The 14,289-nt window shown below is 68.4% G+C and carries 11 protein-coding genes; 8 read left to right on the top strand and 3 right to left on the bottom strand.

The features are described from left to right. Positions 1-7 precede the first annotated feature (7 nt). Both moaB and JHD77_RS01365 read left to right on the top strand, forming a co-directional pair. Positions 8-547: a molybdenum cofactor biosynthesis protein B gene (moaB, locus tag JHD77_RS01360; protein ID WP_003091240.1), complete on the top strand. Its 540-nt coding sequence runs from the start codon at positions 8-10 to the stop codon at positions 545-547. Further along, complete coding sequence (locus JHD77_RS01365) at positions 544-1,761, top strand: molybdopterin molybdotransferase MoeA (protein ID WP_003116473.1); 1,218 nt, start codon at positions 544-546, stop codon at positions 1,759-1,761. The genes moaB and JHD77_RS01365 overlap by 4 nt, the downstream gene beginning before the upstream one ends. A 28-nt stretch (positions 1,762-1,789) precedes the next feature. On the opposite strand, the gene gliR is transcribed toward JHD77_RS01365, so the two are convergent. Then, a complete protein-coding gene (gliR, locus tag JHD77_RS01370) occupies positions 1,790-2,821 on the bottom strand; it encodes an AraC family transcriptional regulator GliR (RefSeq protein ID WP_003116474.1) in 1,032 nt (343 codons plus the stop codon). Between the two features lie 176 nt (positions 2,822-2,997). Here gliR and JHD77_RS01375 point away from each other — a divergent pair, with 176 nt between their 5' ends. The 5 genes from JHD77_RS01375 (at position 2,998) to JHD77_RS01395 (ending at position 9,651) form a co-directional block, all read left to right on the top strand. Then, positions 2,998-4,593, top strand: coding sequence for an FAD-binding oxidoreductase (locus JHD77_RS01375; protein ID WP_003119788.1), 1,596 nt, complete (start codon positions 2,998-3,000; stop codon positions 4,591-4,593). 5 nt (positions 4,594-4,598) lie between these two features. Further along, positions 4,599-6,179: a glycerol-3-phosphate dehydrogenase/oxidase gene (locus JHD77_RS01380; protein ID WP_023084104.1), complete on the top strand. Its 1,581-nt coding sequence runs from the start codon at positions 4,599-4,601 to the stop codon at positions 6,177-6,179. Between the two features lie 20 nt (positions 6,180-6,199). After that, positions 6,200-7,759, top strand: coding sequence for an FGGY-family carbohydrate kinase (locus JHD77_RS01385; protein WP_003160647.1), 1,560 nt, complete (start codon positions 6,200-6,202; stop codon positions 7,757-7,759). A 74-nt stretch (positions 7,760-7,833) separates the two neighbouring features. Then, positions 7,834-8,742, top strand: coding sequence for a lipid kinase YegS (gene yegS / locus JHD77_RS01390; RefSeq protein WP_003091230.1), 909 nt, complete (start codon positions 7,834-7,836; stop codon positions 8,740-8,742). A gap of 102 nt (positions 8,743-8,844) precedes the next feature. Then, a complete protein-coding gene (locus JHD77_RS01395; protein WP_003113973.1) occupies positions 8,845-9,651 on the top strand; it encodes an MOSC domain-containing protein in 807 nt (268 codons plus the stop codon). 43 nt (positions 9,652-9,694) lie between these two features. Here the strand turns inward: JHD77_RS01395 and JHD77_RS01400 are convergent, their stop codons facing one another. Together JHD77_RS01400 and slt are read right to left on the bottom strand one after the other, a co-directional pair. Beyond that, entirely contained in the window at positions 9,695-10,081 is a 387-nt protein-coding gene (locus JHD77_RS01400; RefSeq protein WP_003118100.1) for a lysozyme inhibitor LprI family protein, read from the bottom strand. Positions 10,082-10,137: 56 nt separating this feature from the next. Continuing rightward, the gene (gene slt, locus JHD77_RS01405) at positions 10,138-12,066 is read right to left on the bottom strand and encodes a lytic transglycosylase Slt (RefSeq protein ID WP_003119793.1); all 1,929 of its coding nucleotides are present in this window, start codon (positions 12,064-12,066) and stop codon (positions 10,138-10,140) included. A 225-nt stretch (positions 12,067-12,291) separates the two neighbouring features. Between slt and JHD77_RS01410 the strand changes: the two genes are divergently transcribed. After that, on the top strand, positions 12,292-14,214 hold the full coding sequence (locus JHD77_RS01410) for an ATP-binding cassette domain-containing protein (protein WP_003091215.1): 1,923 nt from the start codon (positions 12,292-12,294) through the stop codon (positions 14,212-14,214). Positions 14,215-14,289 lie beyond the last annotated feature (75 nt).

Here is a 14,289-nt window from a genome sequence, read left to right on the forward strand (position 1 = left end):
CAACCCCATGAGCCACAAGGCCGAAACGGCATTCGTGCCGTTGAACATCGCCGTCCTGACCGTCAGCGATACCCGTACCCTGGAAACCGATACTTCAGGCCAGTTGTTCGTCGACCGCCTGACCGAGGCCGGGCACAACCTGGCCGCTCGCGTGCTGCTGAAGGATGACCTATACCGGATCCGCGCACAGGTCGCGACCTGGATCGCCGAGGATAGCGTGCAGGTCGTGCTGATCACCGGCGGCACCGGTTTCACCGGCCGCGACAGCACCCCGGAAGCGGTGGCCTGCCTGCTGGACAAGCAGGTGGACGGCTTCGGCGAGCTGTTCCGGCAGATTTCGCTGGCCGACATCGGTACCTCCACCATCCAGTCGCGGGCCCTGGCCGGGCTTTCCAACGGCACCCTGGTCTGCTGCCTGCCGGGCTCCACCAACGCCTGCCGCACTGCCTGGGAAGGCATCCTCGTCGAGCAACTGGACGCCCGTCATCGCCCGTGCAACTTCGTCCCGCACCTGAAACAGGCGGCGCCCTGCGAGAGCCGCGGGTGAGCGGCTGCTGCGAACAGCCGGGGCTGATGCCGGTCGAGACGGCGCTGGAACGGCTCCTCGAACTGGCCGCGCAAACGCCTATCGATACGTGTGAGCAGGTGCCCCTGGAGCAGGCTGGCGGCCGCGTGCTGGCGGTCGACCTGCTGGCCGGCCTGGACCTGCCGCCGTGGCCGAACAGCGCCATGGACGGCTACGCCTTGCGCCTCGCCGACTGGAACGGCGAGCCACTGCCGGTCAGCCAGAAGATCTTTGCCGGACAGGCGCCGAAGCCGCTGCAAGCGGATACCTGTGCGCGGATCTTCACCGGTGCGCCGCTGCCCGAAGGCGCCGATCTGGTAGAGATGCAGGAAAACGCCGAAGCGCTCGACGATGGCCGCGTGCGCTTCACCCAGCCGTTGCGCGTGGGCCAGCATGTGCGCCCGCGTGGCCAGGAAATCCGCCAGGGCGACCTGGTCCTGCCGGCCGGCACGCGCCTGCGCTCCATCGAACTGGGGTTGGCGGCTTCGCTCGGCTACGCGGCCCTGGAGGTGCGACGCAAGCCGCGGGTGGCGCTGCTGTCCACCGGCGACGAGCTGGTCGAGGCGGGCCAGCCGCTGCAGGCCGGGCAGATCTACAACAGCAACCGTCCGTTGCTCAAGGATTGGCTGCAACGCCTGGGCTGCGACGTGCTCGACGCCGGCATCCTTCCCGACGACCTGGCACGTACTCGCGAGCGCCTGGCCGGGTTGGCCGGGGTGGACCTGATCCTGTCCACCGGCGGCGTATCGGTGGGCGAGGCCGACTTCCTCGGCATGGCGCTGCGCGAAGCCGGCGAGCTGACCCTCTGGAAGCTGGCGATAAAACCCGGCAAGCCGCTGACCGTCGGCCAGTTCCAGGGCATCCCGGTGATCGGCCTGCCGGGCAATCCGGCTTCGACCCTGGTCACCTTCGCCCTGCTGGCGCGTCCCTACCTGCTGCGCCGGCTTGGCGTGGCGCAGGTCGCGCCGCTGCGGGTGGAGGTACCGGCCGGCTTTGCCTGGACCAAGGCGGGGCAGCGTCGCGAGTACCTGCGTGGTCGCCTGGAGCAGGGCCGCGCGGTGCTCTATCCGAACCAGAGTTCCGGGGTACTGCGCAGCGCTTCCTGGGCCGAGGGGCTGGTGGAGGTCCGCGAGGGACGTACCCTCGTGGAAGGCGAGGGTGTGGCGTTCATTCCGCTGAGCGAACTGCTCGACTGAGCCGACGGTGGCCGGATGGCCGCCGTTCTCATTGCGCCGCCGGCTCCTTGCGCCGTTGCCGGTACTCGCCGGGCGTCTGCCCGGTCCAACCCTTGAAACTGCGATGGAACGAGCGCGACTCGGTAAAGCCCAGGTACTGGGCGATGTCCTGGATCGGCAGCTCGCTATGCAGCAGGTAGTGCTCGGCCAGTTCGCGGCGCAGTTCGTCGAGGGTCTGCTGGTAGCTGCTGCCGGCTTGCTGCAGGTGGCGTTGCAGGGTGCGTACGGTCATGCCGAACTTCTCCGCCACCCGTTCCTTGCGCGGCAGGCCGTCCTTGAGTAGCTGGCGCAGGGCGTTCTTCACCCGCAGCGGCAGCGGTTCGTCATCGTCTAGCTCGGCCATCAGCGCCAGGGCATGTTCCTCCAGGGTGCGCAGCAGCGTCGCGTCGGCCTGGCGCAGCGGCAGCGCCAGGTAGTCCAGCGGTACCAGCAGCGCCGAACAGGGTTGGGCGAAGCGCACCGGACAGCCGAAGAAGGTCTCGTAGTCTTCCACGCGGGTTCCGTCCGGCAGGTCGTGTTCCAGCCAGACCTCGTCCGGCGAACCTTCCAGGTCGGCGATCCAGCGCGCGTAGAGGACCCAGGAAGCCAGGACGTGCTCGACCATGTGGCGCCGTACCAGGGGTGTCTGGTGGCGGCAGTTCCAGATCAGCCGGACCTGCCCGCCGGCCGCCTCGATGCGGCTGGTGCCCATGTCGCCGACCAGCTTCTCGTAGGGCGTGATGCGGCTCATGGCCTCGCCCAGGGTGGCGCAGTTCATCGCGATGTAGCCGAGCACGCTCCAGGAGCCGGGCTGGACGAAACGCGCCGAATGCAGGCCGAACAGGGGATCGCCGGAATGCTCGCAGAAATAGCCGAGCAGGCGCTCGTGGGCTTCGCCCGGCAGGCGCTGGCGATTGTCGTTGAGCTGGTCGGCCTGGAGGCCGGCGGCGGCCAGGGCAGGGGCGATGTCCAGGCCGAGCCGTTCGGCATGGCGCAGGTATTTCAGCAGGGCCGGAACCGAGGTGGAGCCAAGGGTCTGCATGGTCGTTGTTCTTGTCGTGGCGGGTGGAACAGGCCGTCCGGCGTGCGTGCCGGCTGTCTTGATCGGTCACAGGGAGTGTCTCGATCCGACAGTGACAGGCGAGGGCGGCTGGCTAGTATAGGCAGCCAGAAAGGTTCCGATAAACAGGTTGCCGCGACAAGCGAGGGGAGAGGTTCATGCGCCGTTGGAATGGCTGGGGCGAAGAAAGCACCGTGGTCGAATTGCCGGACAGCGCCCGTGGGTTCCTGGCGGAACTGGTCGGGCAGGGCGCACGCTTGCCGGACGCCAGCCTGGAGGCGGCGCTGGCGAAGGTCCCGGCGTCGCGCCTGGAGGCCGATCCGCGCTACAGCATCGACCCCCGTGAGCGTCTGCTGCATGCCCGCGGGCAGAGCCTGCCGGACTGGCTGGCGATGCGCGAGGGCGACTTCGGCGTCTACCCGGACGCCGTGGCCTATCCGGAAACCGCCGAACAGATCCGCGAGTTGCTGGCCCTGGCCGACTCCCGCGACCTGCAACTGATTCCCTATGGCGGCGGTACTTCCGTGGCCGGCCATATCAATCCGCAAGCCTCGCGGCGGCCGGTACTGACGGTCTCGCTGGAGCGCATGAACCGCCTGATCGATCTGGACCGCGAGAGCCTGGTCGCGACCTTCGGCCCCGGCGCCGCCGGCCCGCAGGTGGAGAGCCAGTTGCGTGCGCTGGGCTACACGCTCGGGCATTTCCCGCAGTCCTGGGAGTTGTCGACCCTCGGTGGCTGGGTCGCCAGCCGCTCCAGTGGCCAGCAGTCGCTGCGCTACGGGCGGATCGAACAACTTTTCGCCGGCGGGACCCTGGAGACCTTCGCCGGGCCGCTTGAAATCGCTACCTTCCCGGCATCCGCGGCGGGACCGGACCTGCGCGAACTGGTGCTGGGCTCTGAGGGACGCTTCGGGATCATTTCCTCGGTGAAGGTGCGGGTCTCGCCGCTGGCCGAGGACGAGCGCTTCTACAGCGTCTTCCTGCCGAACTGGCAGCAGGCCCTGCAAGCCACCCGCGAGCTGGCACAGGCGCGCGTGCCGCTGTCGATGCTGCGACTGTCCAACGCCGTGGAAACCATGACCCAACTGGCCCTGGCCGGCCATCCCGGACAGATCGCCTGGCTGGAGAAATACCTGGCGCTGCGCGGCGCGGGCGAGGGCAAGTGCATGCTGACCTTCGGCGTGACCGGCAACCGCCGGCAGAACGGATTGTCGCTGAGCCAGGCGAAGGCCTTGCTGAAACGCTTCGGCGGGGTCTTCACCGGAACCCTGCTGGGGCGCAAGTGGGCGCAGAACCGCTTCCGCTTCCCCTACCTGCGCGAGGCCCTGTGGCAGGCGGGCTACGCCGTGGACACCCTGGAGACCGCCACCGACTGGAGCAACGTCGACGGCCTGCTGCAGAAGATCGAGGCCAGCCTGCGCGACGGCCTGGCGGCCGAGGGCGAGAGGGTCCATGTGTTCACCCACCTCTCGCATGTCTATGGCGAGGGGTCGAGCATCTATACCACCTACGTGTTCCGTCCGGCCGCGAGCTATGCGGCGACGCTGGAGCGCTGGAAGCGTCTCAAGCATGCGGCCAGCCAGGCGATCGTCGACAATCGCGGCACCATCAGCCACCAGCATGGCGTCGGCAAGGACCACGCACCCTACCTGCCCCGCGAGAAGGGCGAACTGGGCGTCGCCGCGCTGCGTGCCATGGCCGGTCACTTCGACCCGGCCGGGCGGCTCAACCGCGGCACCCTGCTGCAGGACTGAGCGGAATGACTTCAGCCTGGAACGAGGAGTGGCGTCGCCGCCGCCTGCCGGCGCTGGCGGGGCAGGAGTGGGACCTGATCGTGGTCGGCGGCGGCATCAGCGGTGCCGGCATCCTCCGCGAAGCCGCGCGGCGCGGCTGGCGCTGCCTGCTGCTGGAGCAGCGGGACTTCGCCTGGGGCACCTCGAGCCGCTCGTCGAAGATGGTCCATGGCGGCCTGCGCTACATCGCGAAGGGCCAGTGGCGGCTGACCCGCGACTCGGTGCGCGAGCGCCAGCGCCTGCTCGGCGAGGCGCCTGGGCTGGTGGAGCCGTTGAGCTTCGTGATGGCCCACTACCGCGGCGGCTTTCCCGGCCCGCGGCTATTCGGCGGCCTGCTGAGCGTGTACGACGCCCTTGCCGGGCGGCGCAACCACCGTTTCTACGACGCCGCCGCGTTGCGCTACCTGGCGCCGGGCCTGAAGGAACAACGGCTGCTCGGCGGCACGCGTTTCTTCGATGCGGTGACCGACGATGCGCGCCTGGTGCTGCGGGTGCTGGCCGAGGCGCGTCACGACGGCGGCGAGGCATTCAACGGCATGCGTGTGCGCGAATTGCTGCGCGAGGGCGGCCAGGTGGTCGGCCTGCGCGCCGAGGACCGCGAGAGCGGCGAGCTTCTCGACTTCCGCTGCCGCGCCCTGGCGCTGGCCACCGGGGCCTGGGCCGATGAGTTGCGCCAGCCCGGCGGAAGCGAGCACATCCGCCCGCTGCGCGGCAGCCATCTATTGCTGCCGGCCTGGCGCCTGCCGGTGGCCCATGCCTTCAGCTTCATGCACGCCACGGACCGGCGACCGGTGTTCGTGTTCCCCTGGGAGGGCGCGACGGTGGTCGGCACCACCGATCTCGACCATCGCGACGGCCTTGGGGAGGACGCGCGGATCAGCCGCGCCGAACTCGACTACCTGCTGGCGGCCTGCGCCCAGCAGTTTCCCGCCGCTGCCATCGAGGCGCGCGACGTGCTGTCGACCTGGGCCGGCGTGCGACCGGTGGTCAGCAGCGGCGACGACAGCGGCAAGCCTTCCGACGAGAAACGCGAGCATGTGCTCTGGCGCGAGCCGGGCTGCGTGACCCTGGCCGGCGGCAAGCTGACCACCTTCCGGCCGCTGGCGGTGGAGGTGCTACAAGCCTGCGCGCCGCTGCTCGGGCGCACGGTCACGGACGATGGCGCGGCGGTATTCGGCGCCTGCGAAGGTCCGCTCATCGACGGGCTCGGCAGTGGCCAGCGACGCCGCCTGGCCGGTCGCTACGGACGCGACCTGGTCCGCCTCAAGCGGCTGGTGGACACCCTCGGAACGGACTGCGTGGGTGCCAGCGAAACGCTCTGGGCCGAATTGGCGTTCGCCGCCGAGGCGGAAATGGTGCTGCATCTCGATGACCTGCTGTTGCGCCGCACCCGCCTCGGCCTGCTGTTGCCCGGAGGCGGCGCGGCATACCTGCCGCGTATCCGCGCGCTCTGCCAAGCGCGCCTGGGCTGGGACGACCCGCGCTGGGAACGTGAGCAACAGGCCTATCTGGACCTCTGGCGCCGGCACTACAGCCTGCCCGTCTGACCAGTCGAGACGAGAACGAGATGAACGACAAGAACTATCTGCTGGCGATCGACAATGGCACCCAGAGCGTGCGCGCCCTGCTGTTCGACCTGCAGGGCAACCTGCTGGGCAAGGGCAAGGTGGAGCTGGAGGCCTACTACTCGAAGCATCCGGGCTGGGCCGAACAGGACCCCGAGTACTACTGGGCGATGCTCGGCGAGGCCTGTCGGCGGCTCTGGGACCAGGTGGACATCGATCGCGGGCTCATCCGCGGGGTGTCGCTGACCACCCAGCGTGGCACGGTGATCCACGTCGATGCCGAGGGCAGGCCGTTGCGGCCGGCGATCCTCTGGCTCGACCAGCGCCGGGCGGAGGTCCGCGAGCGCATCAGGGGGCCTTGGGGCTGGCTGTTCAAGCTGGTCGGCGCCGAGGGCGCGGTGGAGCATTTCCGCGCCCAGGCCGAGGTCAACTGGGTGGCCCAGGAGCAGCCGGAGATCGCTGCGAAGACCGACAAGGTGTTGCTGCTTTCCGGCTTTCTCAGCCACCGCCTGACCGGCCGTTTCGTCGACTCGGTGGGGTGCTGCGTTGCCTACCTGCCGTTCGACTACAAGCGCCTGCGCTGGGCCGCGCCGCGCGACTGGAAATGGCAGGCGCTGGCGGTACGCCGCGAGCAGTTGCCGGAGCTGTTCAAGCCGGGCGAGCGGCTCGGCCAGATCAGCGCCGAGGCCAGCCGGCACACCGGCATTCCGCAAGGCCTGCCGTTGATCGCCGCGGGGGCCGACAAGGCCTGCGAGGTGCTCGGCGCAGGTGCGCTGGAGCCCACCATCGCCTGCCTCTCCTATGGCACCACGGCGACCATCAACACCACTCGCGCCCGCTACCTGGAAACCGTGCCGCTGATTCCACCCTATCCGGCGGCGATTCCCGATCATTTCAATACCGAGGTGATGATCTATCGCGGCTACTGGATGGTCAGCTGGTTCAAGCGCGAGTTCGGCTTGCGCGAGATGCAGCAGGCGCGCGAGCAGGGGGTCGAGCCGGAGCAACTGTTCGACGAACTGGTCAACGGCGTGCCGCCCGGCTCGATGGGCCTGACCCTGCAACCCTACTGGTCGCCGGGAATCCGCGAACCGGGACTGGAGGCCAAGGGGGCGATGATCGGTTTCGGCGACGTGCATACCCGGGCGCACATCTACCGGGCCATCCTCGAGGGCCTGGCCTATGCCCTGCGCCAGGGCAAGGAGCGCATCGAGAAGCGTTCGGGCACGCCGATCGTGCGCCTGCGCGTGGCCGGCGGCGGCTCGCAGAGCGACGCGGCGATGCAGCTCACCGCCGACATCTTCGGCCTGCCGGCCGAGCGCCCGCATGTCTACGAGGCGTCCGGCCTGGGTGCGGCGATCGACTGCGCGGTGGGGCTCGGCCTCTATCCGGACGTCGCCAGCGCGGTGGCCGGGATGACCCGCGTCGGCCGGGTTTTCCTGCCCCAGGCGGAAGCCCGGCAGATCTACCAGCGGCTCTATGGCGAGGTCTACCTGCGCATGTATCGCCAGTTGCGCCCGCTCTACCGCAGCATTCGCGAGATTACCGGCTACCCTGCCTGAACCGGGCGCCGCACTTCCGTCCCGGATACGCGGTCAATAGGCAAAGACAAGGCCACGACGAGGGGTTCGGTTCGATGGACAAGGACAAGGTTCTGCTGGTCCTGCACGGCAAGCAGGCGGGCAACGAAGAGGTTCGTGCCGCGGTCGCGGCACAGCGCGAGGCCGGGCGGGAGCTGGCGGTGCGGGTAACCTGGGAGGACGGCGACGCCCGGCGCATCGTCGAGGAGGCGCTGGCGGCCGGCTATGCGACGCTGGTCGCGGGCGGTGGCGACGGCACGCTGCGCGAGGTGGCCGAAGCGCTGGCGCGCGGGCGAGGCGAGGCGAGCCTGGCGATCCTGCCGCTGGGCACCGCCAACGATTTCGCCCGCGCCGCCGGGATTCCCCTGGAACCGGCCGCGGCGCTGGCGCTGCTCGACCAGACGGCGCGGCCGATCGACCTGGGCGAGGTGAACGGCAAGCTGTTCCTCAACATGGCCACTGGCGGCTTCGGTTCGAAGGTCACCGCGAATACCTCGGAGGACCTGAAGAAGGTTCTCGGCGGTGCCGCCTACCTGTTGACCGGGTTGACCCGTTTTTCCGAAGTGCATGCCGCCCAGGGCCGTTTCAGCGCCCCGGACTTCCAGTGGGAAGGCGAGTTCCTCGCCCTGGGCATCGGTAACGGGCGCCAGGCCGGCGGCGGGCACGTACTGTGTCCGCAAGCGCGAGTGGACGACGGCCTGCTGGACGTGAGCATCCTGCCGACGCCGCAGGACATGGTCGGTACCCTGGGCACCCTGCTCGGCGGTGGCAACGGAGTGGAAAGCCTGTTCGTCCGCGCGCGGGTGCCATGGCTGGAAGTGGAGGCGGCGGAAGGTCTCGACGTCAATCTCGACGGCGAGCCGCTGGAAGGACGCAAGCTGCGTTTCTCGGTTTCCCCGGGCGCGCTGCGCGTGCACTTGCCGGCCGGCTCGCCGTTGTTGCGCGAGCCGCCGCGCGAGGACTGAGGGCGGGGCCGACTGATCCGCTGCCTGGAGTGGCGTCTGTGTCTTGTCGGCCTTTCCCGCGACACCGTATAACAGCATCTTTCCACCAAGGATGCTGGTTCCATGTTCCGTCTCTCCGCGCTGTACCGCTATCCGATCAAGTCTTCCGCCGCCGAGTCCCTGGAGCGCGTCGCGCTCGATGCGCTGGGCGTGGTCGGCGACCGACGCTGGATGGCGGTGGACACCGAAACCGGACGTTTCTTCACCCAGCGCCTGCTGCCGCAGCTGGGGCGTATCCAGGCGCGCTGGGCGGCGCCGGAGGTCCTGCGGCTGAATGCGCCGGGGATGTCCGAGCTGAGCCTCGAAGTACCGGCAGCCGACGCCAACCTGCGTGGCGTCACGGTCTGGCGCGATACCTTGCAGGCGCCGGATGCCGGCGACGCCGCAGCGGACTGGCTGACGCGCTTCCTCGGCCGCCCGACGCGCCTGGTGCACATTCCCGAGGCGCGCGCGCGGCAGGTCGATACCGGCTACGCCGAACCGGGGCAGAAGGTGCATTTCGCCGACGGTTTCCCGCTGCTGCTGATCGGCCAGGCTTCGCTCGACGACCTCAGCCAGCGGGTCGGCCGGCCGTTGGAGATGCTGCGCTTCCGTCCCAACCTGGTGGTGGAAGGCAGCGCCGCGTTCGCCGAGGACGGCTGGAAACGCATCCGCATCGGCTCGGTCGAGTTCGTCGTGGCCAAGCCCTGTTCCCGCTGCATCCTCACCACCCTGGATCCGGCGACCGGCGAGCGCAACGAGGACCGCGAGCCGCTGACGACCCTGAAGACCTACCGGGAAAAGGATGGCGCGGTGCTGTTCGGGCAGAACCTGATTGCGCTGGGACAGGGCAGCCTGGAGGTGGGGATGCCGGTGGAAATCCTCGACTGAGGAACGGTCGCCCGCCGTTGCGGCGGGCGGCCCTTGCCGGCGATCAGAGCTTGGCGTCGACGCAACCGGTGCTCAGGCACTCGCGCTCGCGTTCGCGGAGGAAGTCGAGGCGCTGGCGGGTCTTCTCGGTGGCGCAGTCGAGGTTGACGAAATAACCGTTGTCCTTGCTTTCGCTGCAGGCCGCGTCGCGCTCCTTGATCCAGGCGATCTGGCTCTTCTTCAGCAGGGCTTTCTGGCCGTCGTTCAGGTGCTTGCGCAGGGTGCCGAACTGCTGGTTCAGCTCGCGGTCGGCCTGGGAAAACTCGCCGCTGCGGCAGTACACGCTGTCGAAGGCGTTGCGCGGCGTACCGCAGGCGTCGGCGGCCAGGGCGCCGTCGGCGAGCAGCAGGCTGGAGGTGGCGAGCAGGGCGGTGGCGAGGGGCTTGTTCATCTTGAGGTCCTTTTCAAGGTACTGGAAAGGCCCGGGCGTCCGGGCCGGGTTGGGGGTCAGAAATCGTCGAAGTAGCGTTCGTGCCAGTCGACGATGGGCTGCGGCGCATTGAGCTTCTGCCCGTAGATCACCGCATAGGACAGCACGTTCTGCACGTACTGGCGAGTCTCGTCGAACGGAATGGTCTCGATCCACACGTCGAAGGCCAGGTGGCGGGTATCTTTCAGCCACTGGCGGACGCGGCCCGGACCGGCGTTGTAGGCGGCCGAGGCGAGTACCCGGTTGCCGTTGAACTGGCCATGCACCTGGCTCAGGTAGGCGGCGCCGAGGCGGATGTTGACGTCGGGCACGATCAGTTGCTGGGTCGAGGCCAGCGGGATGCCGAACTTGCGCGAGGTCTCCTTGGCGGTGCCGGGCATCAGCTGCATCAGCCCGGTGGCGCCGACTCCGGAACGGGCATCGGACATGAACGCGCTTTCCTGCCGGGTGATGGCGAAGATCCAACTGGAGTGCAGGCCGCGGTTCTTCGCTTCGCGCACCAGGGTGGCGCGGTGCGCCATCGGGAAGCGGATGTCCAGGTCGTCCCAGTACTGCGCCTGGCTGATCGAGCGGATCGCCGGGAAATACCACTGCATGTCGTAGGCCAGCCTGGCCTGGGCGATCAGCTCGTCGCGATCGAACAGGCGCGCGGCGTGGTACCACTCGCGGCGGGCGTTGATCACTTCGCCACGGTTGAAGAACTCCATGGCCCGGCGCGTACTGGCGGCGTTGCGTACGCGTTGCAGGACGCGCGGGTCGATGTGCGCAGGACGGTTGCCGAGCTTGTACGGCACGCTCAGGCGGTCGGCGGCGAGGAAGCCGTAGAAGTCGCGCTCGCCGGCGAGCTTCTGGTACAGCGCGATCGGCTCCTTGCTGTTCGGCTGCGCCAGTTGCAGGCTGCGTGCCTGCCAATAGCGCCAGCGGCTGGTGGCGGCAAGATCCTGGGGCAGCTTGCGGGTCAGCGCGTAGGCTTCGTCCCAGCGGCCCAGGCGCAGCAGCAGGCGGGTGCGCCATTCGGTGACGGTGTTGTCGCGCAGGCCGGGATCGTACTGGGTCATCAGCGGCAGTGCGCGCGGATCGAAGCGCTTGGCCAGGCTGAGACCGATCTCGCGGGCGATGGCGACCTTCTCGTCGCTGGAGAAGGGTAGCGCCGAGCTGTAGTAGTCGAGCAGGCTAAGGGCCTTTTCCGGGTCCTGCCGCGCCAGGCGGCGCAGGCCGAGACCGACCACGTCGGCGGTGGCATGGTCGCGCTGGCTGAAGCGGCCGGTCTGGCTCAGCTGGGCGGGGTTCTGCGCCACGCTGACCATCAGCGCGCCCTGGTTGCCGAGGGTCGGCAGGCGCTGCGCGAGGTGCGAGGCGAGGCTGTAGTTGCGCGCTTCGGCGGCCAGCTTGAGGCGTTTCCAGACCTTTTCCTCGGTGAGCTGGCCTTCGCCCTGCCAGAGGCCGAACAGGGTGTCGCAGGCAGCCGGCTGCGACTTGCCGACCAGCCACAGGCGTTCGCTGGTGGCGTAGCCTTCGGCCTTCTGGCCGTGGCCCAGCTGGTACTGGCCATACAGGCAGTCGAGTTCGGTGAAGTTCAGCTTCGGATCGTAGTAGTTGACGAAGGTCTTCCAGTCGCCGCGGTCGGCCAGCAGGCGCAGCCAGCGCAGTTTCAGCCAGCCGATCTGCGGCAGGTCGCCGTGTTCGGTGAGGAAGCGCTCGACCTCCTCGTTGCTGGCGGACTTCAGCCGGTGGGTCAGTTCGTCGTAGGCCAGGTAGGGTTCCAGCGGGTAATCGCGCAGGGCGCTGCGCGAGGCCATGTAGGGCGCGCTGTTGCCCTTGGCCAGGGCGGCCTTGGCCTGGTCGTAGAGACGGCGTTGTTCGGTCAGGGAAGCGGCGTGGACCGCGTCGACGGAGGAAATACTGAGCAAAAGGCAGGAAACGAGAGTGAACAGGCGACCGCGCATGACTTATCCGGGCAGGTGATGTCGGGTAACGTCGGCAGGTCCGCAACGGCTGCCTACGGGCGTTTCGACCGCTCGCGGGACTGGCGCGCGACCGCTGTCGCGGGGCGCGCCCGAAGCCGGGCGGATGGCTCGCCTAAGCTTAGCCGTTGCGGCATGGCGGTGAAAGCGCCGTGCCATCCGATGCCTATCCGGCGTAAAATGCGCGCCCTGTTTCCGGAGGCGCCCATGACCCTGCTCAAGTTCACCGATGTATCCCTTGCCTTTGGCACCACTCCCTTGCTGGACAAGGTGTCGTGGCAGATCGGCCGTGGCGAGCGGGTCTGCGTGATCGGACGCAACGGTACCGGCAAGTCCAGCCTGTTCAAGGTGGTCAAGGGCGAACAGCAGGCCGACGACGGCGAAGTCTGGCGCGCACCGGCGCTGAAGATCGGCGAATTGCCCCAGGAACTGCCGCGTGCCGACGAACGGACAGTGTTCGACGTGGTGGCCGAGGGTCTGGCGGAAGTCGGCAAGCTGCTCGCCGAGTACCACCACCTGAGCCTGAACATCCATACCGACGACGACCTGGCGCGCCTCTCGCGGGTCCAGCAGGAACTCGAGGCGCGCGATGGCTGGCGCCTGCAGCAACTGGTGGACAGCACCCTCAGCCGCCTGCAGTTGCCGGCCGACAAGACCCTCGCCGAACTCTCCGGCGGCTGGCGTCGGCGCGTGCTGCTGGCCCAGGCGCTGGTCGCCGAGCCGGACCTGCTGCTGCTCGACGAACCGACCAACCACCTGGACATCGGCGCCATCGCCTGGCTCGAGGAAGCGCTGCTGGGCTTCAACGGCGCGGTGCTGTTCATTACCCACGACCGCGCCTTCCTGCAATCCCTGGCGACCCGCATCCTCGAGCTGGATCGTGGCCACCTGATCGACTGGAACGGCGACTACGCCAGTTTCCTGGTGCACAAGGAACAGCAACTGGCCGCCGAAGAAGCTGCCAACGCATTGTTCGACAAGCGCCTGGCCCAGGAAGAAGTGTGGATCCGCCAGGGCATCAAGGCCCGCCGCACGCGCAACGAAGGGCGGGTTCGGGCACTGAAGGAAATGCGTCGCGAACGCGCCGAGCGCCGCGAGCGCCAGGGCAAGGCCAGCTTCCAGCTGGAAAGCGCGGACAAGTCCGGCAAGCAGGTGATCGTGGTGGAGCACGTCAGCTTCGCCCATCCCGGCGGCCAGCCGCTGGTACGCGACTTCTCCATGGTCCTGCAGCGCGGCGACCGTATCGGCCTGCTCGGCGCCAACGGTACCGGCAAGACCACCTTGCTCAAGCTGCTGCTTGGCGACCTGCAGCCGACCTCGGGCAAGATCGAGGTGGGCACCAAGCTGGAAGTGGCCTACTTCGACCAGTTGCGCCATCAGCTCGAACCCGAGCAGACGGTGATCGACAATATCTCCGAAGGCCGCGAGTTCATCACCATCGACGGCCAGAACCGGCATGTGCTCAGCTATCTCGGCGACTTCCTGTTCAGTCCGCAGCGCGCCCGCACCCCGGTGAAGGCGTTGTCCGGCGGCGAGCGCGCGCGCCTGTTGCTGGCCAAGCTGTTCAGCAAGCCGGCCAACCTGCTGGTGCTCGACGAACCGACCAACGACCTCGACGTGGAAACCCTGGAACTGCTGGAGGAAGTCCTGCTCGGCTTCCAGGGCACCGTGCTGATGGTCAGCCACGATCGGGCCTTCCTCGACAACGTGGTGACCAGCACCCTGGTCTTCGAGGGCGAGGGCAAGGTTCGCGAATTCGTCGGTGGCTACCAGGACTGGCTGCGCCAAGGGGGCACGCCGCGCCTGCTCGGCGTGAGCGAGTCGAAGAGCGGCAAGGCCGAGCTGAATACCGCGCTGGCGCCCGCCGCCGAACCCGCGCCGGCTGCTGCGGCGCCGAGCGAGGCGCCGGCGAAGAAAAAGCTCAGCTACAAGTTGCAGCGCGAGCTGGAGGCTTTGCCCGGGCAGATCGACGCGGTCGAGGCGGAGCTGGCGGGTGTCCAGGAAACCATCGCGCAGCAGGATTTCTATCTGCGCCCGCAGGACGAGCAGCGCGAAACCCTGGCGCGGCTGGACGCGTTGCAGCAGGAACTCGATGCCTTGCTCGAGCGCTGGGCCGAACTGGAAGACTGATCCATCTCGAAAAAGTGAGCTGCATCAATGTGATAGCGGCTCATCTCGATGATCCTTGCGGGCCTTGCCGGCGGT

The organism is Pseudomonas sp. P20, from assembly GCF_016463925.1.
GTDB classification, from domain to species: domain Bacteria; phylum Pseudomonadota; class Gammaproteobacteria; order Pseudomonadales; family Pseudomonadaceae; genus Pseudomonas; species Pseudomonas aeruginosa.

Bases quoted from the DNA above. Each gene is read 5' to 3' on its own strand.
- yegS (WP_003091230.1), top strand. From the start codon at position 7,834: ATGGACAAGGACAAGGTTCTGCTGGTCCTGCACGGCAAGCAGGCGGGC.
- gliR (WP_003116474.1), bottom strand. From the start codon at position 2,821: ATGCAGACCCTTGGCTCCACCTCGGTTCCGGCCCTGCTGAAATACCTG.
- JHD77_RS01395 (WP_003113973.1), top strand. From the start codon at position 8,845: ATGTTCCGTCTCTCCGCGCTGTACCGCTATCCGATCAAGTCTTCCGCC.
- JHD77_RS01385 (WP_003160647.1), top strand. From the start codon at position 6,200: ATGAACGACAAGAACTATCTGCTGGCGATCGACAATGGCACCCAGAGC.
- moaB (WP_003091240.1), top strand. From the start codon at position 8: ATGAGCCACAAGGCCGAAACGGCATTCGTGCCGTTGAACATCGCCGTC.
- JHD77_RS01410 (WP_003091215.1), top strand. From the start codon at position 12,292: ATGACCCTGCTCAAGTTCACCGATGTATCCCTTGCCTTTGGCACCACT.
- slt (WP_003119793.1), bottom strand. From the start codon at position 12,066: ATGCGCGGTCGCCTGTTCACTCTCGTTTCCTGCCTTTTGCTCAGTATT.
- JHD77_RS01380 (WP_023084104.1), top strand. From the start codon at position 4,599: ATGACTTCAGCCTGGAACGAGGAGTGGCGTCGCCGCCGCCTGCCGGCG.
- JHD77_RS01400 (WP_003118100.1), bottom strand. From the start codon at position 10,081: ATGAACAAGCCCCTCGCCACCGCCCTGCTCGCCACCTCCAGCCTGCTG.
- JHD77_RS01375 (WP_003119788.1), top strand. From the start codon at position 2,998: ATGCGCCGTTGGAATGGCTGGGGCGAAGAAAGCACCGTGGTCGAATTG.